The organism is Paraburkholderia sp. RL17-337-BIB-A (genome assembly GCF_046025895.1).
GTDB lineage: Bacteria > Pseudomonadota > Gammaproteobacteria > Burkholderiales > Burkholderiaceae > Paraburkholderia > Paraburkholderia fungorum_C.
Window position 1 is genome coordinate 349,269 of sequence record NZ_JARESY010000003.1, and the last position, 22,184, is coordinate 371,452.

A 22,184-nucleotide genomic window follows, 5' to 3' on the forward strand; every position below is an offset into this window, starting at 1 on the left:
GGCGCGGCGCGCTCGCTATCTCAGCCGAAAGACGCGCCAGCCATGGCGCGCTTCGGTATCTCGACCTGTTCCACTCCGGTTCTTTCCGGCACGAATCCCGCCGCGCGCGCATAGATCTGCGCTAGTGCTTCGCCGACGCCCTGCCAGGTGAATTCCGCCTGTGCGCGCGCGAGGCCCGCTTCGCCCATGCGGCGCGCGAGCGCCGGGTCGCGCCGCAACTGGTCGAGGCGCGCGGCAAGTGCGACTGGATCGCGCGGCGGCACCAGAAATCCGGTCACGCCGTCGGCCACCGAATAGCGGATTCCGCCGACGTCGGCGCCGATCACGGGCGTGCCGCAAGCCATTGCCTCGACCGGTGTGATGCCGAAGGGCTCGTACCACGGCGTGGTTACGAAGACATCGGCGGCGCTGTAGAAATAGCGCAGTTGCGCCCGTCCGCGCCGTCCGACGAAGGTAGTCTGCCGGGCCACGCCGCATTCCCGGGAAATGCCGCGCAAACGCGCGATCTCCGGCGTGGCCAGTTCATTCGGCGCGTCAGAATTGCCGCCCACCACATACAGTCGCGCGGAGGCTCGGAAAACCTGCTTCAGAACGCCCACGCCGCGCACCACGTTGTCGATGCCTTTACGTTGCACCAGCCGGCCGAGTTGCAGCACGGTAAATTCGTCCTTGTGCCAGCCAAGCGCCTCGCGCGCAGTGGCGCGCTCGATGGGCCGGAATTCGTCGGCGTCGAAACCGCAGGGCACGATTTGGATGCGGGACGGATCGGCCCGGTAGTGCTCGATCAGATCGGCCTCGTCCTGCGGGCACTCGGCGACGACAATGTCGGATTGGGCGACCAGTTCGTCTTCGATCGTCAAACGCTCGTCCGGAAAGCCATCGTCCGCGCCTTGGTGAATCCGGCGTACGCGTCCCAGCGCATGGAAGGTGGTGACGAGCGGAACGCCGAGGGCCGGCTTGACCTTCAACGCGGCGAGGCCGGACATGAAGAAGTTCGCGTGCATAACCTGGTACGGGTCTCTTTCCCGCTGAAAGAATTCGATGAGAAACGCTGCGAACTCATCCATGAACGGCAGTAGCTGTTCCTTCGGCAGTTGCTTCGGCGGCCCGGCTGGCACATGAATCACCCGTACGCCGTTCATGTCCGAGATGAGCGGGAGCAGCGCCCGGTCGCAGCGCGTGAAGACATCGACCTCATGGCCCATCTCCACGAGTTGGCGCGCAACGTTGGCAACGTAGATGTTTTGTCCTCCGCTGTCGACGCCGCCGGCAACCGCAAGTGGCGAGGCGTGTTCACTGATGAGAGCGATCTTCATGACGTTCCTTCGCTAGCGGACAGTATCGGAAGTCGATACGGCTGCTTTGTCTAATGCGGCTTGGAAACCCCACGCGACGAAGCCGACACTCGACCGCAGCATGCGGTGTGCCACTCGCGTGAACAGAGGCCTTAGAAAGATGCAGCGCTTTTGCAGGCGGACTTCTCGCTGTGCGCGCCCCGTTTTTCACATGAGAAACGCTGTGGCGTTCCCTGTTTTTACAACGCGGATGTAAATTCACGTGGCCGAAACATTTGTTGGTACTACGATGATTTCAATGTGAAAAACGGATCGAGCCGCGACGCTACACAGGTGTCACTTTTGACCAATTTGCAGGCGCGTTGCTTGCTCAAAGGTCGCTCGCTGCGCATTTCTTTTCGCTTAATGTTGGCAATGCCGCGGCGCGGCATCGGAATTGCCGGACAACCACGAGTCAACCACTATCGCGCGTGCAATTACAGGAGCACCATGCCCTCCGCGAAGCTGCCCCGTTCACGACTGACAGCCCGCATGGCCGGCGACCTCGCGCGTGCCGTATGGCGCTATCGCAAGCAAACCGTGGTGTCCGTTGTCCTCATGATGGCCGCAAAGCTGTCCCTTGTGCTGATCCCGCTCGCGCTCAAGCACATCGTCGACGAACTCGGGCGGCCGGTGGCGCAGGCGCTGTTTCCGGTCTTTCTTGTGCTGGCCTATGCGTTGCTGCGCTTTCTCGGCGATGCGCTGAACGAAGCGCGCGACGTGGTCTTCAGTATCGTCACGCAGCGTACGGTGGCTGCATTCACTGAGCGGACCTTTGCGCATCTGCATCGGATGAGCGCGCGCTTTCATACGCGGCGCGAGACCGGCGCGATTGTCCGCGACGTCCAGAAAGGGGCCGACGGAATCGGGTTTCTGCTAGGCGTTGCGCTGTTCACCATCGTTCCGACCGCTTTCGAGATTGCGACGATCGTTGCAATCATGGTCCACAACTATGCGCGCGAATTCACGCTGGCAATCGCCGTCACCTTCGTTTGCTACGCGGTGTACACGTTCATTTTCACGCGCCGGCGGGTCGCCTTCCAGCGCGCTGTCAACGACCTGGAAGCGCAATCGGATGGCCGGCTCGTCGACAGTCTGCTGAACTACGACACCGTCAAGTATTTTGCGACGGAAGAAACCGAAACGCGCCGGCTGAGCGAAGTGCTGGAAAAGTGGGTTCACGCGAGAACGGTGAATCAACGCGCGCTGACCGCCTTGCACGTCGGGCAGAGCGCGGCGATCGCGCTCGGCATCGCGGCGGTCATGCTGCTCGCCGCGCAGCACGTGGTGGGCGGCAGCATGAGCGTGGGCGATCTGATTCTGGTGAATGCCTATATCGTCCAGATCTGCATGCCGCTGAACACGCTCGGATTTGTGTTCCGCGAGACGAACGACGCGCTGGTCAACGTGGAGCGTATGTTCACCATTCTCGGCACACAAGGGCGAGTGGGTGAAGATATTGACGACCCAGCGGCGAAGCCGTTGATAGTGAGTGCGGGGAAAATCGACTTCGAGAATGTGAATTTCGGTTACGACCCGGCGCGCCAGATATTGCGCGATGTCGACTTTCACGCTTATGCCGGCAAGACGCTGGCTGTGGTCGGCGGCAGCGGATCGGGAAAATCGACGATCGTGAAGCTGCTTTTCCGGCTCTATCAGCCAGGAAGCGGCACGATCCGGATCGACGGCCAGGGGATCGGCCTGGTGACGCAAAAAAGTTTGCGCGAGGCGATTGGCATTGTGCCGCAAGACACCGTGTTATTTAACGAGACGATCGCCTACAACATTGCCTATGGGCGGCCCTCCGCAACGCGCGCGGAGGTCGTGCGCGCAGCGCGCGCCGCACAACTGGACCAGTTTATCGAGCGACTCCCGGACCATTACGATACCCGCGTGGGCGAACGCGGCGTGCGGCTCTCGGGCGGCGAGCGGCAGCGCATCGCCATTGCCAGGGCGATTCTGAAAGATCCTCGCATCATCGTGTTCGATGAAGCGACCTCCGCGCTGGATACGCGCTCAGAACGCGCGATCCAGGCTGAGCTGACGCGTCTGGCGCGAGGCCGCACTTCGATCGTCATTGCGCATCGTCTTTCGACCGTGGTGGACGCCGACTGGATTCTGGCGATGGAGCACGGCAGAGTGGTGGAACAGGGTACGCACCGCGAACTGCTCTCGCGCGAGGGCGTCTACGCGAAGATGTGGTCACTGCAATGGCAGCAGGGCGAACTGGAACATGCGCAGCGCAAGCTGACCGCGCAGTCGGTCAGCGTGGCCGCGCTGATGACGGCCGTGATCAGCGCATTGCGTGATGAGATCGCCGCGCAGCGTGTGACCATCCACACTGAACTCAGTGACAACGATCTGCGTGTGACGGGTGATCCGAGCGTGTTGCAGCCGCTGATCGTGGAGTTGTGCCGCAATGAGATCGCGCAGGCGAAGCCGGGCCATCGAATCGCGCTGCGCGGGGAGCGTCATAACAACCATGCATGGGTCAGCATGCTCGGCATGGGCGGCGAGCCGGCGGAGCTTTCGCAGGCGGCCGCGCAGCATATCGAGGCGTCGCTGGCCGCCGCAGGTGGCAGTTTTTCGCTGATGCCGTTGCATGGGCGGCTCGCGTATATCGCGATGCTGCCGCTGCATCCGGTGGCGGGTGCGGAGTCGCGCGCAGCGCCGACAGAGCAGCCGGACGGCACGCGGCCGCTGGACAATCTGTTCGTCATGGCGATCGACGATCAGGAAGAAGCGCGCGATGCGCTCGAAGCGGTGTTGAGCGCGAGCGGTGCGCGCGTGCAGCTCGCGTCATCTGGCGACGAGGCGCTGGAGTGGCTTACCCACGCCGACGCAAACAAGTGGCCGCAAGTCCTGCTATGCGACATCGTGCTCGCGGACGAAGACGGCTACGAAGTGCTGCGGCGACTGCGGGCGCTGGAAGGCGAACGGAACTTGCCGCCGGCGTCGCATCTGCCGGCGATCGCTTTGACCGGCTACGCCGAAGTGGAGGACCGCCTGCGCGCGCAGCAAGCCGGCTTTGAGGCGCATTTGAGCAAACCGGTCTCGCCTGATAGGTTAATCAGCGAAATCAGAAAGCTGACAAGTGCGGATGCGCGTGCAAACGCAGGTCAATGACGCACGTGCCATGATGAGCAAAAAGTAAGCTCGGGGGTAGTGTCCGTTTGCCCGTCGGCTTGTAAAGAGATTGCGCGTTACCCGCGTTCGAGCCTGGCGGGTCAGATGCGCGCGTCGAGCTTGCCGACCGGGGTTTTGCGTCGGTGTTTCGCCGCTGTCGCGGGGATATGCCGTTCAACGGCGTGCACACGCGTGCGCAGGTTGGATACTTGCGCCGGAACGACCCGCCGCCGCGGCAACGTCCACGCGAGCCGCGCAGTAACTCCGCACTGTCGCGCGCGAAGTTGCCCTCGCGCGCGAGCAGGTCCACCGCGCGCAAGGTCGTGCGGCAGGCCTCCTGCCACGGCAGACGCAGCCACGCGATCCTGGCGGCGGTACGGCCCAGCGTGCGGCGTCGCAAGCCGCGATCGCGTGAGAACGGTGCGTGATAGTGCACCGCTAACTGGTGGGATCGCCTGGTAGGCGGCGAGCGGGTCGAGCGCCACCAGTTCTTCTCCGCCGCCAATGGAGAGCCGTGGTTCGTAGCCACCCACCTCACGGAACACCGACGCGCGAAACACGCACGCACGCGCCCGGCCCTATAGCAGACCAGCGCGGGGCCCGGCAACCTGTTGAGATTCTTCTTAGAGGCGGTAACGGCATCGAGCAAGCGTTGTGCCCATCGTCCTGCGCGCGAGCAGTATCGTGGCCGGCGATGTCGAGAAGTCGCCAGTAACGCTCAGGTGAATCGAGGCTGGCTTGCGCGTCAGGACCAAATGCGCGTAACTGGCTCTGATAGGAGTTGATTGCGGTCTGCTTCAACTGATGATGCCGCGCGTCCGTCTTCACGCTGGTGATGTCCGCGGGATCTGCTATGAACCCGCGTTCTAGTAGCACGCTCAAACGGTCTTGGAGAATGCCGGGGATTTTTCGGTAGGGCACGTCTTCGTAAGCGAGGACCGACATGTTCTCGAACGATCGCATCGATGCGAGGCAGGCGTCCGCCACCATGACGTGATCCGAATGGAAGAGTCCCAAGGGCATCAGCAAGGTCGCGGGCTCCAGTTCGACGAACGTCTTTTTTAACGCTGCGACCAGCGCTGCGTGCGAGGGCGATGACAGGTATTGCGCGTCACAGAATGGCAAATGAATGGGCGAAGCACCTAGCGTACTCAGAGCGCGTGCGTCCTCCGACTTGCGTGCGCGCATCGCTTCAAATGCGTCCGTAAATCCTGAATCGCGATCCCAGTCGGTCGTCATGTTCGCTTCGGGTGGCGCCGTGAAGATCGTACATACGACCGCATTCGAATGCCCGGCCAGGAATAGGCCGCAACTGAGCACTGCGTCGTCGAGATGTGGAGAGACGACGAGCAGTCGGACGGAAGAATTCATGAGCTTATCCTGACGTGCGCGTGGCAGCGCGTGGGTCTTCGCCGCGAGCGAACAGCATTCCCATAGTGGCTCCCGCGTGCTACGGTGGCAGTCTTTCCCTCATGCCACTGAGGAACCTCGAGCTGGAGCAGGGGCCCAAGGTCCGCCACCCACTACCCGCCTTGGACCGCCGGCTTGCGATGGCGGCTCGTATCTTCGGCGCGCGCGATCTCGGAGTCGTGTTGTCGGGCGGCGATAATGATCGAACAAATGGGCTAATCGCAATAGGCGACGCCCGGGGCATACCTATCGTCCAGATCCCGAGAGGAGGCGCGATCCCCAAATGCCTTTTAGCGCCGTGCGGACTGATCATCCGAACTACATCGTCGATGTGGATAAGAGCGTGCCGCGTTTGTTCGGCTCACGCGTTGAACCGTCAAAGGCGGCAAGTTCTGATCGCGGGCCCGCGGGGGACGGGTGGCTGCGGCTTGCCGCAAGCGTACGAACCTCCGCTCGATGGCCGCTATTGGCTCGCTCCGGCGGATCTGTCGCTGGCGGCCGTGGTGGGCGCTGCCACTGCCGGGCCACTTTGCGCGGCGGCGCTTGCTGCGGCGGCACCGCCCGCTTGACCGCCACCTGCCGATCCTGAGCGATCGCAGCCCGGCAGGGCGATCATCAATGTCAATGCGGCTGTGCTGAGCCATGTGAAGCTACGGTGCGTGGTCATGGTAAACTCACCTGGAAGGGGGCGGCAGGGGCCGCGAATGTGATGTCTCCGACGATGCAGCAACGCATGTGCCGCATGTGCCGTTATCAAAACTGCGAGCACGGCCGTGTAAAACTTGGCGGACACTCCGCGCTGGACCCGAAGTCCGTTCGGGTGAACGGTGCCTGATTTGCGGAGACGTCCTGTTGATCCATCGGCGCACCCGCTCGAGAACCAGACGTACATGGAGTCGACCGCGGCGATCGCGGCCATGTGTGCGTATGTGCGCCAGCTATCCGGCGTGGCGTCGCCGCGATTATGGATGCGCTCGCTGAGGCAAGACCTATGCGATCCGGTATTGCGTCGGGCTGCTGCATCTGGAGGGCACTGTCAGGTTGATGGGGAGGCGGCGGTAGAATGAAGTGATGAAGAAAACGAAATCGCTTTATCACGGTCACCGCTTCCCGTTGTCATCAGCTGCGCGGTTCGGTGGTATTTCCGGTTCAGCCTTAGCCTGCGCGACGTCGAGGAGTTGTTGCTCGAGCGTGGTGTCGTGGTCACTTACGAAACGATCCGTTGCTGGTGCGACAAATTCGGCGCTGAATTCGCCCGGTGCGCCAAAGCGGTGAGACCCAGGCCGGGCAGCATATGGCATCTGGACGAGATGTTCGTGACGCTGCGCGGCGAGCCGTATCTGTTGTGGCGAGCGGTCGACGGGCACGGCGCTGAGCTCGATGTGCTGGTGCAAAAACGGAGCGAAGGCTGCGGCAAAGCGCTTCTTCCGGAAGGTGCTGCGTTCAAACCCGGTGCCGCGCAAGATCGTGACGGACCAGTTGCGCAGCTATCCGGCGGCGAAGGCTGACATTCCTGAGCTCGCTCATGTGAAGCACGTTTTCGTCAAGGCGGCTGCACGTGTGAACAACCGTGCCGAGAACAGCCACCAGCCGACCCGCAGGCGCGAACGCCAGATGTGCGGCTTTCGCGATGCGCGTCGCACGCAAGCGTTTCTTTCATGTTTTGGCCCGATCCGGCAGCACTTCGCACTGCCAAGACATCAGATGAAGGCAGCATGTCATCGCGCCGTACTCCAGGAACGCCTCGCCACATGGCATGGTTGGACTGTCACTTCCGCATCTCAGAAAGCTATTTAATAAAGACAACTACACTTCAGCCAAACAGGTAGTCTAAAGCCGTCAACTTGACACCCATTAGTCGGCCGGAGTCAAGGTACAAATCTCTTCCCCCTTGCGATTGCCATGTCGATATGTTTTTCATCGACATGGCAATCGCAAGGACGCTTGTGGTGCGTCTCCTGTCTGCATGATCAGTATCGCATCCGGTTTCTCAAAGCTGGTTGCGAAACGGATCGCACCAGACACCCATCTGGATCAAGCATGCCGTGAGGTAAGTCACGTGTGCCCTGGCGGCCATGGCCGCCCCGGAGAAACGTTGGTGCCGGACGAGGTCCAAGGGGTTGGTCAAAGCCGTGGCTGTTGCGTTTGCAGCGCCAGTCAAACGTGGCTCCCCGCCCGGGCGACCCGATTGCTTGCAGACAGTCGGTGAGGTGAAGCAAAGGGAAGACCCAATCAAAGCCATGGCTGTGCACCAGTCAAGTTACCGGGTTCGTTCCCCTTGCATCACCTGCTAGCCAAAACAGCGAACTGTCTCAAATGGTTTGTGCTCCCGAAGCATGTGATAGCAGGCGCGGGCCAGCTTGTGCGCCAGTGCCTTGATCGCAACGATGCCGTTACGCATTCGCTTCTTGCGTTCGTAAAAGCGCCTGGCTTGCGGACACGTACGGATCGCGAAGTTGGCCGCTTCGACAAACGCCCATGCCAGGTAGCGGTTCCCGTTCTTCGTGTTGCCTTCGCCTTTCTTCCTGCGGTTGCTTTCGCGCCTGCTGTCCACGCAGCGACAGTAGGAACTGAAGTGGCCAACGGTGGCAAAGCGCGAGATGGTGCCGGTTTCCAGCATGATGGTGGTCGCCAGCACTGGACCAATGCCGGGCACCGTGTTCAGCAGCGCGTAATCCGGATTCAGTTTCACCTGCTGCGTGAGTCGCTTTTCGACGATCTCGATTTGCTGCTGAAGCGTTTGCAGGACCGCTAGGTTGGCCCGGATCGCGAGCGTTACGTCGGGCGCAAAACCGAATCGGCTCACCTGCGCGCCATCGAGGCGCTTGACCTGCGGCCCGTGCATCTGAGAACCAGTATGCCGCGCGAACAGGTTGCCGATCGCGAGAATCTGGGCGGTGCGGCACTGCACGAGCTGCATCCGTTTGCGTGCAAGGTCGCGTACCTGCCGTCCGTCCGCGGGGTAGATGTAGCCTTCGGGGAGCAGCCCCAGACGCAGTAATTGTGCGAGATGGGCCGCATCGGTGAAATCACCACTGTATTTCAGCCCCTCGTACTGCCTGATCGCTGCGGGGTTGGCGAGATGAACATGATATCCATCCGCAAGCAGTGCATCGACCAACCAGTACCAGTTGTACGTCGCCTCGATGACCACGCCTTCCAGTTCTTCGCGATGCGGCGCCAGTGCGGCGCGGATCTGCACCGCGTCGTTTGGCAACCGCCGCTGATAGACGATGTGGTCCACCTCATCGCTGACCACGACCACACTGTTGTTCGAGTGCAGGTCGATTCCGCTAAACTTTTTCATGCCGGCCTCCTGTGCGTCACGTTGGTGTCGCAACCCTGACTCTACGCCAGCCGTCCTATCGGAACGGCGCGAGGCCGGCTATATGATTATCAATGCCTGCAAAACCTGTCAAGCGCGGCGAACTGGCTTCGGCTGAAGGATCCGCTCGCGATTCCGGCGCGCGGTGCTTGTTTGTAAGCACGAGCGTCATTTCAACGTCCCAAAGACATCCACAGGAACGGTTCGGCATGCGCGTTGCTACACGACAGACACCGCATGGCAACGCTGCATCGACGGATCAACCCATTTGAATGTGCAAGGAGAAGAAAATGAGAAAGATGACAGGAATAACACTCGCATGCGCATGTCTTAGCCTGGTTCCGGTCGCCGGCGTCGCGCGAACGCAAGCCGCATCCACGACGGCTGCCAATCCGCTGCCCCGGGTCGATAAGGACTTTGTCGAGGCCGCCAGCATGTCTTCCTCGACAGAGATTGATGCGGCCAAGCTTGCAACCAGCAACTCAAGCGACAAGGATGTGAAGTCATTCGCACACCACATGATGCTCGACCACACGAAGCTCACAGCCCAGTTGAAGATGGCGGCGCCGCACGGCGTCGAGGTGCCGAAAGACAACTCGGACACCACCGTTCTGGACGCGCTGAAGCCGCTCAAGAACAAGGAGTTCGATCAGGCGTATATACGGAAGGTCGGGCTCGAAGGGCACAAAAAGACGATTTCGGCCTTCGAAAAGGAGATCGCCGACGGACAGAACGCTGATCTGAAGAAGGCGGCGCAAAAAGCCTTGCCGACCATCCAGGAGCACTACAAGCGGGCGCAAGAACTGGCGGCGAAAAAGGGCGTGACCGAATAGCAAACGCAAATGTGATGTGCAGGCGTTGCAGCGGCGCCATCCGTGATTTTGACCAGCAACGCCGCGCCGAGGTACGACGGCCGGCAATACTGTCACTGAAGGAGGATGTCAAATGGCAACGTCAAACTCGAATGGCGGCCCGATCGGCAAATTCATCGATGTTCAGAAAGCGCTGAAAGGTATGTCGTATCCGGCCGACAAGAACAGCCTGATCGAGACGGCCAGATCCAATGGTGCGGATGACGAGGTATTGGATGCGCTGGCCGGGCTACCAGATCAGCAGTACGGTAGCCCGGCGGACGTTTCGAAAGGCGTCGGTAACGAGCAGTAGCGGTGAGGGGCGGTGGCTGTTCGGCGCAATGCGAAAGACGTATACCAATAACGCAGTCCGGGCGCGCAGTCGTGAACAGGTGACATTACGCGATAGCGACGGCTACCATCGGCACAACACTGAACGCCTGCATTCGTCGTTGGACTACGTGAGCCCGAGTCATAATGAGTGTCGAGTACCCGCCGCCGGCCGACGTCGTGGTCGTGACAGGCGACCCGCCGACCGGCCGTGATAACTCTCGAAAGCCACTTTATGGCGTCCACGGAATGGGCACCGCTCCATTGTCACCCGGCGCTGGGAACCCGCCCTCTGCACTATCGCTCCGATTGATTGGAACTGCAGGCATCCTCTTTGCGTGGCATCAGGCATTCGATCATTCAGCGTGACAAGGAGAGCAAGATGAATCACGAACCTTCCGACCCGGTCGAACGCGCCGATCAGCGGCGACAATCCACCCGCGACAACGACGTCCACGTCAAACGCGACGGCACGGTCGAGCAACGCGCGCACGGCAATATGGACGAAACCATGGTGCCGAAAGGCAAGGATCATCCCGAGGAAAGGCCTTACGTTCCGGAGCATGATCACCTCGATCCAGACCTTGAACCGGCGGCGGACAGTCGGCCGCGCAAAAGCGAGTAGCCAGGTTCCTCGAAGAAAAAAACGGGAACCATGACAATCGGCGAGCATGATGCCCCGAATAGACCGTCGCCGTTGCGGGCGCCTGTCCAGCATGGGTCACATGAGCGCGCTGGTGCAGCGCGACAGGACGTTGACGCCGCGTTGATCGTATCAGACCCACGGCCCCGGAGAAACGGCCGAGCAGATCTGCACGGCGGCGCACTGGCGCTGTGATGCACACCGACCTCAGTGACGCAGAAGCCCTCGGAGCCCCCCGCGCGACGTTATGGGCGGAACTCCCGGGTGCGATGGTCGCACGGTCGGAGAGGCGTGAGCCCAAAAGTCGTTTAATAACGGAAACACAGCCGTTCTCTGGCTGGAATGATGTTTTCCTCAGCAGCCGGAATGCAGACAGTTATCGGAGGGCACCCATTCGCCAGCGCGCGAAGCCAGGACGCGCGGGCAAAGAGCGCGGTTAGTACCCGAGGTACTCCATGATGGACAACCGGGCCTGTTCGCGCGTGGCGTAGTGCTCTGCATACACGCACCCGACTTTCACGGTCCGGTTGGACGATTCCATTGGTGCGTTATTCCAGCAGCTCGCCTTTCGGCTCATCGAGACGGTGATGCCGCGTGCGGCGAGGACGCTGCGGTACTCGTTTGCCGCATACTGGGCGAATTCAATCGGTCGTTGCAACATCTAGAGTTTGGAGGTGTAAATGGGACGACCACGAGGTTGGGCTGCGCAACAGACGGGGCGGGCATCGATGTCTTCACCGGGCAGGCCAGGTGTCAATCAGTTCGAGACGAAACAAGCATTCTGGAACCGCATTGCCGAGAGAATGGAAAGTGATGCCGCCGCGTTGGCGTGCAGCGTGTCGCAGCGCTTGGGCCGGCGATAGTTTCGCCAGACTGGAGGCATGCCGCCGATAGACTTGACCGGCATTCGTGTCGCTGCGTCAGTCGGTCAGCACGTATTCCACGGTATCGCCCAAATGGAATACAACAATCCACCTAAACTGCACCGCGACGACCCGATGTGAAACTTCGCGTTAGCCATTGAAAATTCGATCCGCGCAATCCGCAAGGCGCGCGGCAAGAAGAATCCCGAAGACTGCGTGCCCGGCTCCCAAGAGCGCGAGACCATAGTCAATGAGTTCCTCAGTGATGTGCTTACCTACTTCGCCGACACCATTGACGAAGCGGACGACTTAGGCGCGGCAGGTGACTCTGCGGCGTCGGACCGGGATTTCCCTAGGCGCCCCACGGTTCGGCACGGTGGTCGCGCGATGCTTCTCGCACACCGCGCGTCATCTCGTCAGGGGAACGATCATGCCTTACCAATCTGCGCTCCCTACCGTGAATTCAACATCGATATTCAGGCCACGACAGGCAAGTCTCTGTGTTTCCACCCACCAGGGCACCGATACGAGGTGTCTTGGACCATCAGTTCGTTTGGTCAATCTGCGCAGGCGCTTGCAAGTTTTCCAGAGCAGCTGGAATTCCTCACAGAAAATGAGGCATTCCGGTACGCCGAGGACCGAGCGCATACGCTCATCGACGGCATGCTCACTGCGAATCCATCGATCTATTCTGAGGGCCAGACGACGTACGCTCCAGAGCGCCGAGAGCGTCCTGAAGCGTGAGGCGCGCCCAGCTCGATGCCTCATGTGATCGAAGCCCGGGGCGGCCGAATGTGGTCGCGGGCGACCGCGCCAGGATTTTTGGTTTATCTGGAAACGGCTATCTTTACTACGCAATACGGGTACTGCGACGCCAGCGTTTGCCGTGGTTTACATAATTCGTTGTGCGCAGCTTCCGCTTAATCGACCACCGACGTTTTTCGATCAGGTCTGCTTCGCCCCTATCTGAATGACCTATGCTTATTGCACAGGTCAGTTGTGTCGTAGAGGGAGGGCAAAATGGAACGGTGCCTTGCTTGCGAGACGTTGATCGGAAGAGCTTCAACAGTCCCCCCGCACGAAAAACTCGAGTGCTCTGGAGCCGGTGTCTTTGGTACGCCAAAATCGCCGATAACACGCTACGTCCTTTACCGATGCACCTCTTGCGGTTGCTGGATGAAGCAGAACACGTCCTATGGATTACCGGCCGGCCTTTGGTGGGAATGCGGGTCGAGCGTTCCTGTCCCGCAAGTTCCTGAGCGCCAGGCTCCCGACGATGCCCTGAGGAAGGCGGTAATTGCCTCAGTGCTGGGACGACCCCGATAGCCTTGCAGATCGAGCGGTTGTGGCCGCTCATGGTGCACCGAACCGGCAGGTCTAGATGCTGCTGAACGCCGGTCAACACTGAGTTTCGGGACTGTCAGATGGACAAAAGCTCGGCGTACAGAGAGATCGAAGAGAATGGTGGCGAGCCGTACGCACTGCATTTCGCCCAAGAAAACCCTAACCATCCACTCACCCCGTTTTGTCGGCGATACCTGTTCGAGAAAGATCGCGAGGCGCGCGCGGCAAAGGATGAGTCAGATCGAACTTTCGCGCTGAAGTCGTTGGCCGAAATGCAGTCTTCGTCGAACATCGCACGAGTTGCCGCTGCGTCATCAAAGCAGGCGGCTGATGCATCGAAAGAATCTGCAGCCGCCGCTCGCAATTCGGCCTTCTGGACAATGATTGCGGCAATCGCTAGCGCTGTCGGAATTTTGGTCAATGCAGCCATCAACCTCGGCTGGCTCGATTGGGCAAAGCACGTCATCAAATGACTCTCCTAAACTCTAAAACCCACACCCAAGGGTTTGCATCCCACCGATAGCCGGCCTCGGCAGCTGAGGCTGTCTCACAGGTCGCGATAGAGCCCAATAGCGTCAACGAGACGGTTTCCGCAATGTCCGCACGACGGAACTATGTTGATAATGTCATCAGGACCACAACGGCACGCGTTTCCGTCGTACACGCCTTCGGCTAGCGCATCCGCCTCGCTGATGTCCTGTAGCCGCTCGACGCGCACGCCGGTTACCTCGAGGGTGATGCGCGACAGAGCGCGCGGCATGTGAATGGACGGCCTCCAAGTTATGGCGCCCGCCGGCGGCAGATTCGTAAGCGGCTCACGGCGGCCGTTTCCTATCCCGCGAGAGGGTTGGGCATGATGTGAGCACACCGTGGAGATCCGGATGGATCGTACCCACGATTCTTGATCATGGATGGGATCTATCTGCATGCCGAACGACACGGACAACAAGGTTCGCCACCCCCACCGCACATACTCGCTGGCGTTCAAGCAACAAGTCATCAGAGAAACTACAAGGGCTTCCCCTTTGAGCACAAGCTCAATCGAAGTTCGCACGTTGATACATTCTGCATTGCCGCGTCAGTGCGTGTGAGAAGGTGAAGGACTGCTGTACTACAACCGGTCATGTTGGGCTGCTGGCCCGGACCCTGATGAAAGACGCGCGCAAGAACCTCATTCGTTGGGCGGGATAGAAATCCCCGTTTCTCTGACAGGTATGCCTTGCGCGGGTCCAACCCGCTTCACATCACCGCTGGCAGTGCAAAGTGATCGTTTATCCGCTCCTGGTTGCTGTAGTGCTTTGAGCGGCTTTGATAATCATATAGCCGGCCTCGCGCCGTTCCGATAGGACGGCTGGCGTAGAGTCAGGGTTGCGACACCAACGTGACGCACAGGAGGCCGGCATGAAAAAGTTTAGCGGAATCGACCTGCACTCGAACAACAGTGTGGTCGTGGTCAGCGATGAGGTGGACCACATCGTCTATCAGCGGCGGTTGCCAAACGACGCGGTGCAGATCCGCGCCGCACTGGCGCCGCATCGCGAAGAACTGGAAGGCGTGGTCATCGAGGCGACGTACAACTGGTACTGGTTGGTCGATGCACTGCTTGCGGATGGATATCATGTTCATCTCGCCAACCCCGCAGCGATCAGGCAGTACGAGGGGCTGAAATACAGTGGTGATTTCACCGATGCGGCCCATCTCGCACAATTACTGCGTCTGGGGCTGCTCCCCGAAGGCTACATCTACCCCGCGGACGGACGGCAGGTACGCGACCTTGCACGCAAACGGATGCAGCTCGTGCAGTGCCGCACCGCCCAGATTCTCGCGATCGGCAACCTGTTCGCGCGGCATACTGGTTCTCAGATGCACGGGCCGCAGGTCAAGCGCCTCGATGGCGCGCAGGTGAGCCGATTCGGTTTTGCGCCCGACGTAACGCTCGCGATCCGGGCCAACCTAGCGGTCCTGCAAACGCTTCAGCAGCAAATCGAGATCGTCGAAAAGCGACTCACGCAGCAGGTGAAACTGAATCCGGATTACGCGCTGCTGAACACGGTGCCCGGCATTGGTCCAGTGCTGGCGACCACCATCATGCTGGAAACCGGCACCATCTCGCGCTTTGCCACCGTTGGCCACTTCAGTTCCTACTGTCGCTGCGTGGACAGCAGGCGCGAAAGCAACCGCAGGAAGAAAGGCGAAGGCAACACGAAGAACGGGAACCGCTACCTGGCATGGGCGTTTGTCGAAGCGGCCAACTTCGCGATCCGTACGTGTCCGCAAGCCAGGCGCTTTTACGAACGCAAGAAGCGAATGCGTAACGGCATCGTTGCGATCAAGGCACTGGCGCACAAGCTGGCCCGCGCCTGCTATCACATGCTTCGGGAGCACAAACCATTTGAGACAGTTCGCTGTTTTGGCTAGCAGGTGATGCAAGGGGAACGAACCCGGTAACTTGACTGGTGCACAGCCATGGCTTTGATTGGGTCTTCCCTTTGCTTCACCTCACCGACTGTCTGCAAGCAATCGGGTCGCCCGGGCGGGGAGCCACGTTTGACTGGCGCTGCAAACGCAACAGCCACGGCTTTGACCAACCCCTTGGACCTCGTCCGGCACCAACGTTTCTCCGGGGCGGCCATGGCCGCCAGGGCACACGTGACTTACCTCACGGCATGCTTGATCCAGATGGGTGTCTGGTGCGATCCGTTTCGCAACCAGCTTTGAGAAACCGGATGCGATACTGATCATGCAGACAGGAGACGCACCACAAGCGTCCTTGCGATTGCCATGTCGATGAAAAACATATCGACATGGCAATCGCAAGGGGGAAGAGATTTGTACCTTGACTCCGGCCGACTAATGGGTGTCAAGTTGACGGCTGTAGGCTACCTGTTTGGATGAAGCGTAGTTGTCTTTATTAAATAGCTTTCTGAGATGCGGAAGTGACAGTCCAACCGTGCCATGTGGCGAGGCGTTCCTGGAGTACGGCGCGGTGACATGCTGCGTTCATCTGATGTCTTGGCAGCGCGAAGTGCTGCCGGATCGGGCCAAAACATGAGAGAAACGCTTGCGTGCGACGCGCATCGCGAAAGCCGCACATCTGGCGTTCGCGCCGGTTTTGTCGCAATAAGGCGCTCTGGTAATCTGGCTGAATCGAAATGGTTGCGTGGGTGAAGAATGAAGACGCTGGATCCGGGTGTGACACGCGTGCTTAAACGGCTACATTATCCGCTGGAGGTGATTCTGACTTGCGTGCGTTGGTACGTCGCCTATCCGCTTAGCTTGCGTCATCTCGAGGAAATGATGGCCGAGCGTGGGATTGCGGTCGATCATTCGACGGTGCACCGCTGGGCCATCAAGCTTCTACCCGTGCTTGAGAAGGCGTTCCGCCGCTGCAAGCGAGCAGCTGGCAAGAGCTGGCGGATGGACGAAACCTACGTGAAGATCCGGGGCGAATGGAGCTACCTCTACCGGGCCGTCGACAAGGACGGCAACACCGTTGACTTTCTGCTACGCGCCCATCGGGACAAGACTGCAGCCCGGCGTTATTTCGAAAAATCGATCCAGCAAAACGGCGTACCCGAGACGGTGACGATCGACAAAAGCGGAGCCAATCTGGCTGCACTGCACGCGGTGAACGCCGGGCGCGACACACCCATCAAGATTCGTCAGGTCAAGTATCTGAACAACGTAGTTGAGCAGGACCATCGGGCCATCAAACGCATCACCCGACCGATGCTCGGGTTCAAGAATTTCCGCTGCGCGCGTGTCATTCTGAGTGGCATTGAGATCATGCATATGATCGCCAAAGGGCAGATGAAACACACTGGGAAAATCAAGCCATCTGCAGCAAGCCAGTTCTACTCGTTGGTGACTTAAGCAATCCTTATCATATCGGCCTTTGTACGACTCAACTGCCTTACCGCGACAGAACCCCCTAAGCGCCTCGGCCGGAAGATGAACGGCTTAGTCCGCCGGCCATGAAGAGACGTCGCGCAGTTTCTGGCACGACCTGCTGCTCGTGCCGTTGCGCGATACCCTGTTGGCGGAGCAGTGGCTCGCTGCAGTGTTCGGCTCACATGTCGCGTGGCGCGGTGCGCGGATGCGGGGCGTCAATCGTGTGACGCAGCCGCGAGTGTCGATTGTGGAGATTTCCGATCGCGGATAGGCGCTTCTGTGGATCGAACAGCGGGTGCGCGGTTTGTCCGGCGCATCGGTGCAGTATCACCGGGTTAAGCAGTCGGAATCAACGCAGGTTGCGGGAGTAATCATGAAAACGCTGTTTTTGCAGGCCCCATCGTACGACGGCTTCGACGGTGGCGCGGGTTCGCGCTACCAGGCCAAGCGTGAAGTGCGCTCGTTCTGGTATCCGACGTGGCTCGCGCAGCCTGCCGCCCTCGTGCCCGACAGCCGCGTACTCGACGCCCCCGCCGACGGTCTCTCCGTCGACGCGTCGCTCGATATTGCACAGCAATACGATCTGGTGGTCATTCACACCAGCACACCGTCGTTTCCCACCGATGCGCTCTTTGCCGAAGACCTGAAGAAACGCAAGCCTTCGATGCTGATCGGCATGGTCGGCGCGAAGGTCGCGGTCGATCCCCACAATTCGCTGACCGCGAGCGAGGCGATCGATTTCGTCTGCCGCGAAGAATTCGATTTCACCTGCCAGGAAGTCGCCGAGGGTAAGCCGTTCGCCGGAATCAAAGGTCTCAGCTATCGCGCCCCCGACGGTTCGATCGAGCACAATGAAGCGCGTCCGATTCTCGAGAACATGGACGAGCTGCCGTTCGTGGCGCCCGTCTACAAGCGCGACCTGAAGATCGACAACTATTTCATCGGCTATCTGAAGCACCCCTACGTGTCCATCTACACGGGCCGCGGTTGCCGTTCGAAATGCACGTTCTGCCTGTGGCCGCAAACGGTGGGCGGGCATCGCTACCGCACCCGTTCGGTCGAGAACGTGCTCGAAGAAGTGAAGTGGATTCGCGACAACATGCCTGAAGTCAAGGAGATCATGTTCGACGACGACACCTTCACCGACTTCAAGCCGCGCGTCGAGGAAATCGCCCGCGGTCTTGGGCAATTGGGCGTGACGTGGTCATGCAACGCGAAGGCGAACGTGCCGTACGCGACGCTGAAGATCATGAAGGAAAACGGCCTGCGCCTGTTGCTGGTCGGTTACGAGTCCGGCGACGACCAGATTCTGCTGAACATCAAGAAGGGTCTGCGTACCGACATTGCCCGGCGTTTCAGCGAAGATTGCCGCAAGCTCGGCATCAAGATTCACGGCACCTTCATTCTCGGGCTGCCCGGCGAGACGCAGGACACGATCCAGAAGACCATCGAGTACGCGAAGGACATCAATCCGCATACGATCCAGGTGTCGCTCGCCGCGCCGTATCCTGGCACGACGCTCTACAACCAGGCGGTCGAAAACGGCTGGCTGGAAGAGAACAAGGTGATCAATCTCGTCAGCAAGTCCGGGGTGCAACTGGCGGCGATCGGCTATCCGCATCTACCGCGCGACGAGATCTACCACCAGCTCGAAAACTTCTATAAGCGCTTCTATTTCCGTCCGTCGAAGATCTGGGAAATTCTGCGTGAGATGCTGACGAGCTGGGACATGATGAAACGGCGCTTGCGTGAAGGCGTCGAATTCTTCCGCTTCCTGCACGCTCACCAAGCGTGATGCGGCAATGAAGTCTCTGGCGTGGCTTGCCTGCCTGACCGGTCTGCTGCTCGCAAGCGGACTGATTGCCCTTGAAGGTCCTCTGCACGGGGAGCATCTTATCCTCATGGCGCTGGCGTTTCTCTGCGGTACGGGCGCCGCGCTCGGCATCGTTTATACGGTGCTGGCCGGCGCATTGATCGGGCGTTTCTTTGCCCGTACCACCGCGGAGCCCACCAGCTATCCGGCCGTGACGATCGTCAAGCCGCTGCATGGTCACGAGTGGACCGGCCGATGCGCGTCTGTATGGGCCCAACCGCAAGATGAGCAACATCCTCAATATGCTGCCCGAGGCACGGCATGATGTGCTGGTGTTTGCAGACAGCGACGTCAGTGTGGGGCCGAACTATCTGCGCAATGTGATCGGCGAGCTGCAGAAGCCCGGCGTGGGTCTCGTCACCTGCGTCTATCGCGGTCAACCCGATCCGGGTTTCTGGCCACGCCTGTCGGCCAAGGCGACCAATTACCAGTTCCTGCCTGGCGTTGTGACGGGGCTCGCGCTGGGGATGGCGCGTCCATGCTTTGGACAGACCATTGCAATGCGGCGGGAAACGCTCGAAAAGATCGGCGGTTTCGCGCAATTCGTGCACCACCTGGCGGAGGATCATGCAATTGGCGAGGCCGTGCGTATGATTGGCGAGAAGGTGGCGATTCCGCCATTCACGGTATCGCATGCCTGCGTCGAGACCAGCGCCACCAAGCTGATTGCGCACGAATTGCGCTGGAGCCGCACCATCCGCATCATCGACCCGATCGGTCATCTGGGTTCCTCGCTGATGCATCCGCTCGCTTTTGCGTTGCTTGCCGTGGCACTTTCAGGCGGTATGGCTTGGGCATGGCCGCTTGTGGCCGCGGCGCTGCTCGCCCGGCTCGCGCTGAAAGTGCAATCGGATCACGCTTTGCAACAAGCGTATCGCGACCTGTGGCTGTTACCGTTCTGGGATATCGTGTCGTTTTCGATCTTCGTGGCGAGCTTTTTCTCGACGCGGGTGATCTGGCGAGGTTTCAGCTTCAAGGTGGACGGCGATGGTTTGCTGTCGCCGGTACAGGATGAGTAACGAGCATTGGAAATTTTTTTTACCGGTAGCCTGCCCCATTAAGAAGCGCGCCTCCCGACAAGTTCGCGCATGTAATGTACCACTCGGATTTGCGCTGAGGGAGCACCATACGGTCGTGGCATGGTGAAACATCCAGGTCGTATCGTCGCGCCAGGGTTGATGCGTGCGTCTCGCCCATCCTTGGGAACGTTCGCGACTAAAGGACCCTGCTACGCGGCGCAGACCGACCCGGCATTTTCTCGGAGTTCACAGCCCTCGATATAAGAAATGTAGTTGAACGCTTCCTTGACCTATTGCACGCGATGGTGCCACCTGCGTGTGAATTCTGCGGGCGGCTAACCGATGACCGCGGCAAAGTAAGCTGGATGGGGCCAGCTCGTCGCGTCTCCTGACAGTTGAACGTATGTCGCACGAGATGGTCGCTGGGCCCTTCGTGAGTCAGTTAAGGTTCTCTTCAGGACTTTAGGACAAACTCGTGGCGAGATGTCCACACTGCGGCCTTAATGCGACAAAACCCAGGTGCGCTGTGATGGGCTGATAGCGGAAGCGTCTGAGTGCTACCCCGGAACTGCCCTTCGACATAAGCGTGCGAATGTCCGAATATTAACCACTTTTTGACGGATGGGGCAGACATGACAAAGATGCCATCTCGACGACCGGATCATCTCATGTTGGTGAAGGCACACTGATCAAGTATGGTGCAGCAGCAGGATTCAAAACAGAAACGGGATGCTCATGATCCCGGGGCCACTTGGGTCCTCTGCCCTTTGCCCGAAATAGTCGTCTGACGCAACACACGGCAGCTTTACCGAATCCGGATCGTACAGAGCATGTAGCTCACGGATCGGATACTCACGAGATCCAGAAAATAGTTTGATACATGCAAATGAAGTCGCTGAAGTGTACGTGCCGCGGCGATCGGGGTTGTCGCAAATGACCGGGAGCATTGGCGTCCTGAGCGTGAACATTGCGGACAGCAAGCACCTGTCTGAAATCTTCGGTGATGAAGCTGCCCGCCAGGCAATGGCCGATTTTGGCGAAGCAGCAGATGGCTTGCTCACGCGTTTGCTGGCGCAACATGCGGTGATTGACCGATATGGTCGTGCTGCCGATGGAAGGTGGGCGGCATGCTTTCGTGTCCTTTCGGACGGCCTGCCGCGAGATGCCAGGGAAGTGACGGAGACCATAGAGCACGCAGGGCGCAACCTGATCCGGGAGTCACTGCTGGCTGTTTTCGGGGGCGCGACGGGCGCTCGCATAACCGCCGACTTGTCCGTATTCCTCATGCCCCCCGAAACAGGCGAACGGGATGCAAAGGCATGCTGGACTCAATGGACCGAAGACCAGTTGAGGTCTGAACCCCAACGTCAGGTTGTGGAGCAGACAGGATCTTCTACCGACGTGACAGCGATTCTGACCCACCGCTGCATACAGACATTTCTGCAGCCGATCGTTCGCGTCAGCGATCGTGCGGTGGTTGGTTTCGAAGCCCTTTCCCGAGGTCCGCAGGGGTCACCTCTTGAGCGCCCGGATAAGTTGTTTGATGCGGCCTACGCCGCCGGGCGCACCGTGGATGCGGAATTGTTGTGTGCCGAATTGGCTCTTGAGCGCACTAAAGACAAATTACCGCCAGGCGCCTTCCTGACCATCAATTTGGGCCCGGATGCCTTGGCCCTTGCGGCGGACAAGCTGGCGTTAGCCGGCAGACCGGAAGTGATGATCGAACTCACTGAGCACCTGCCGCTCAACGAAGCAGAGGGTTTGGTGGAAGTGGTCAATCGTTTGCGCACCCTGGGGATTCGGTTGGCTCTGGATGACACAGGATGCGGGTTCGCCGACTTCGACACCGTTCGCCTGTTGCGGCCGGACATCGTCAAACTTTGCATCACGGTGATACGCAACGCCGACAAGGGCTCGCACTTTATGGCCGCGATTCGTGAGTCAGCAGAGCGGCTCTGCAAGCTGGGTTGCCTGGTGCTCGCCGAAGGCGTGGAAAGAGAACATCAGCATGCCGCGTTGCGGGGTTGCGGTATCGAACTCGCCCAAGGCTGGCTCTATGGCAAGCCGGAGGCCGTCGAGTCTGTCCTACTCTGAAGGTCTGATCGCGTGGCACCGCAAGACAAGCTGGAACGAGCGCGAGAACCAACGGTCCATACAAGTCAAGGCTGCGTCAGC

General features: G+C 59.9%; 15 protein-coding genes and 5 pseudogenes. 15 read left to right on the forward strand and 5 right to left on the reverse strand.

Annotated elements, in window-relative coordinates; translation table 11 throughout:
* Window positions 1-20: 20 nt before the first annotated feature.
* Entirely contained in the window at window positions 21-1,316 is a 1,296-nt protein-coding gene (locus P0D84_RS39495) for a glycosyltransferase family 4 protein (RefSeq protein ID WP_408347303.1), read from the reverse strand.
* 468 nt (window positions 1,317-1,784) lie between these two features.
* Between P0D84_RS39495 and P0D84_RS39500 the strand changes: the two genes are divergently transcribed.
* A complete protein-coding gene (locus P0D84_RS39500; protein WP_408347306.1) occupies window positions 1,785-4,460 on the forward strand; it encodes an ATP-binding cassette domain-containing protein in 2,676 nt (891 codons plus the stop codon).
* Between the two features lie 534 nt (window positions 4,461-4,994).
* Here the strand turns inward: P0D84_RS39500 and P0D84_RS39505 are convergent.
* Window positions 4,995-5,831: a PIG-L deacetylase family protein gene (locus tag P0D84_RS39505; protein ID WP_408347309.1), complete on the reverse strand. Its 837-nt coding sequence runs from the start codon at window positions 5,829-5,831 to the stop codon at window positions 4,995-4,997.
* Window positions 5,832-5,851: 20 nt separating this feature from the next.
* Between P0D84_RS39505 and P0D84_RS39510 the strand changes: the two are divergent.
* From P0D84_RS39510 to P0D84_RS39520, 3 genes and pseudogenes are all read left to right on the forward strand, one after another.
* Window positions 5,852-6,124, forward strand: a pseudogene (locus P0D84_RS39510) (chemotaxis protein CheB); the annotation flags it as partial.
* 174 nt (window positions 6,125-6,298) lie between these two features.
* Window positions 6,299-6,439 (forward strand): hypothetical protein, encoded by a 141-nt coding sequence (locus P0D84_RS39515; protein WP_408349881.1) that lies wholly within the window; start codon window positions 6,299-6,301, stop codon window positions 6,437-6,439.
* A gap of 502 nt (window positions 6,440-6,941) precedes the next feature.
* Window positions 6,942-7,667: pseudogene (locus P0D84_RS39520) on the forward strand (IS6 family transposase).
* 493 nt (window positions 7,668-8,160) lie between these two features.
* Here the strand turns inward: P0D84_RS39520 and P0D84_RS39525 are convergent.
* Window positions 8,161-9,177, reverse strand: coding sequence for an IS110 family RNA-guided transposase (locus P0D84_RS39525; protein WP_408347312.1), 1,017 nt, complete (start codon window positions 9,175-9,177; stop codon window positions 8,161-8,163).
* Window positions 9,178-9,485: 308 nt separating this feature from the next.
* Between P0D84_RS39525 and P0D84_RS39530 the strand changes: the two genes are divergently transcribed.
* The 3 genes from P0D84_RS39530 (at window position 9,486) to P0D84_RS39540 (ending at window position 11,001) form a co-directional block, all read left to right on the forward strand.
* Window positions 9,486-10,028, forward strand: a complete 543-nt coding sequence (locus P0D84_RS39530) for a DUF4142 domain-containing protein (RefSeq protein ID WP_408347315.1) — start codon at window positions 9,486-9,488, stop codon at window positions 10,026-10,028.
* 112 nt (window positions 10,029-10,140) lie between these two features.
* Window positions 10,141-10,359, forward strand: a complete 219-nt coding sequence (locus tag P0D84_RS39535; protein WP_408347318.1) for a DUF2795 domain-containing protein — start codon at window positions 10,141-10,143, stop codon at window positions 10,357-10,359.
* A 399-nt stretch (window positions 10,360-10,758) separates the two neighbouring features.
* On the forward strand, window positions 10,759-11,001 hold the full coding sequence (locus tag P0D84_RS39540) for a hypothetical protein (protein ID WP_408347321.1): 243 nt from the start codon (window positions 10,759-10,761) through the stop codon (window positions 10,999-11,001).
* A gap of 454 nt (window positions 11,002-11,455) precedes the next feature.
* Here the strand turns inward: P0D84_RS39540 and P0D84_RS39545 are convergent, their stop codons facing one another.
* Window positions 11,456-11,680 (reverse strand): integrase core domain-containing protein, encoded by a 225-nt coding sequence (locus tag P0D84_RS39545; protein WP_408347323.1) that lies wholly within the window; start codon window positions 11,678-11,680, stop codon window positions 11,456-11,458.
* A gap of 418 nt (window positions 11,681-12,098) precedes the next feature.
* Between P0D84_RS39545 and P0D84_RS39550 the strand changes: the two genes are divergently transcribed.
* The 3 genes from P0D84_RS39550 to P0D84_RS39560 all read left to right on the forward strand — a co-directional run bounded on the left by P0D84_RS39550 (window position 12,099) and on the right by P0D84_RS39560 (window position 15,644).
* Entirely contained in the window at window positions 12,099-12,626 is a 528-nt protein-coding gene (locus P0D84_RS39550) for a hypothetical protein (protein WP_408347326.1), read from the forward strand.
* Between the two features lie 680 nt (window positions 12,627-13,306).
* Window positions 13,307-13,699 carry a hypothetical protein gene (locus P0D84_RS39555; RefSeq protein WP_408347329.1) on the forward strand — a complete coding sequence of 131 codons (393 nt, stop codon included), beginning with the start codon at window positions 13,307-13,309 and terminating at the stop codon, window positions 13,697-13,699.
* Between the two features lie 928 nt (window positions 13,700-14,627).
* Window positions 14,628-15,644, forward strand: a complete 1,017-nt coding sequence (locus P0D84_RS39560; RefSeq protein WP_408347312.1) for an IS110 family RNA-guided transposase — start codon at window positions 14,628-14,630, stop codon at window positions 15,642-15,644.
* Window positions 15,645-16,137: 493 nt separating this feature from the next.
* On the opposite strand, the pseudogene P0D84_RS39565 reads toward P0D84_RS39560, so the two are convergent.
* Window positions 16,138-16,335 (reverse strand): annotated as a pseudogene (locus P0D84_RS39565) (IS6 family transposase); the annotation flags it as partial.
* Between the two features lie 62 nt (window positions 16,336-16,397).
* Here P0D84_RS39565 and P0D84_RS39570 point away from each other — a divergent pair.
* The 5 genes and pseudogenes from P0D84_RS39570 (at window position 16,398) to P0D84_RS39590 (ending at window position 22,103) form a co-directional block, all read left to right on the forward strand.
* Window positions 16,398-17,099: an IS6 family transposase gene (locus tag P0D84_RS39570; RefSeq protein ID WP_408347332.1), complete on the forward strand. Its 702-nt coding sequence runs from the start codon at window positions 16,398-16,400 to the stop codon at window positions 17,097-17,099.
* A gap of 112 nt (window positions 17,100-17,211) precedes the next feature.
* Window positions 17,212-17,388 (forward strand): annotated as a pseudogene (locus P0D84_RS39575) (glycosyltransferase); the annotation flags it as partial.
* A gap of 102 nt (window positions 17,389-17,490) precedes the next feature.
* Window positions 17,491-18,912: a hopanoid biosynthesis associated radical SAM protein HpnJ gene (gene hpnJ / locus P0D84_RS39580; protein WP_408347335.1), complete on the forward strand. Its 1,422-nt coding sequence runs from the start codon at window positions 17,491-17,493 to the stop codon at window positions 18,910-18,912.
* Window positions 18,913-18,919: 7 nt separating this feature from the next.
* Window positions 18,920-20,009: pseudogene (gene hpnI, locus P0D84_RS39585) on the forward strand (bacteriohopanetetrol glucosamine biosynthesis glycosyltransferase HpnI).
* Between the two features lie 960 nt (window positions 20,010-20,969).
* Window positions 20,970-22,103, forward strand: a complete 1,134-nt coding sequence (locus tag P0D84_RS39590; RefSeq protein WP_408347338.1) for an EAL domain-containing protein — start codon at window positions 20,970-20,972, stop codon at window positions 22,101-22,103.
* Window positions 22,104-22,184 lie beyond the last annotated feature (81 nt).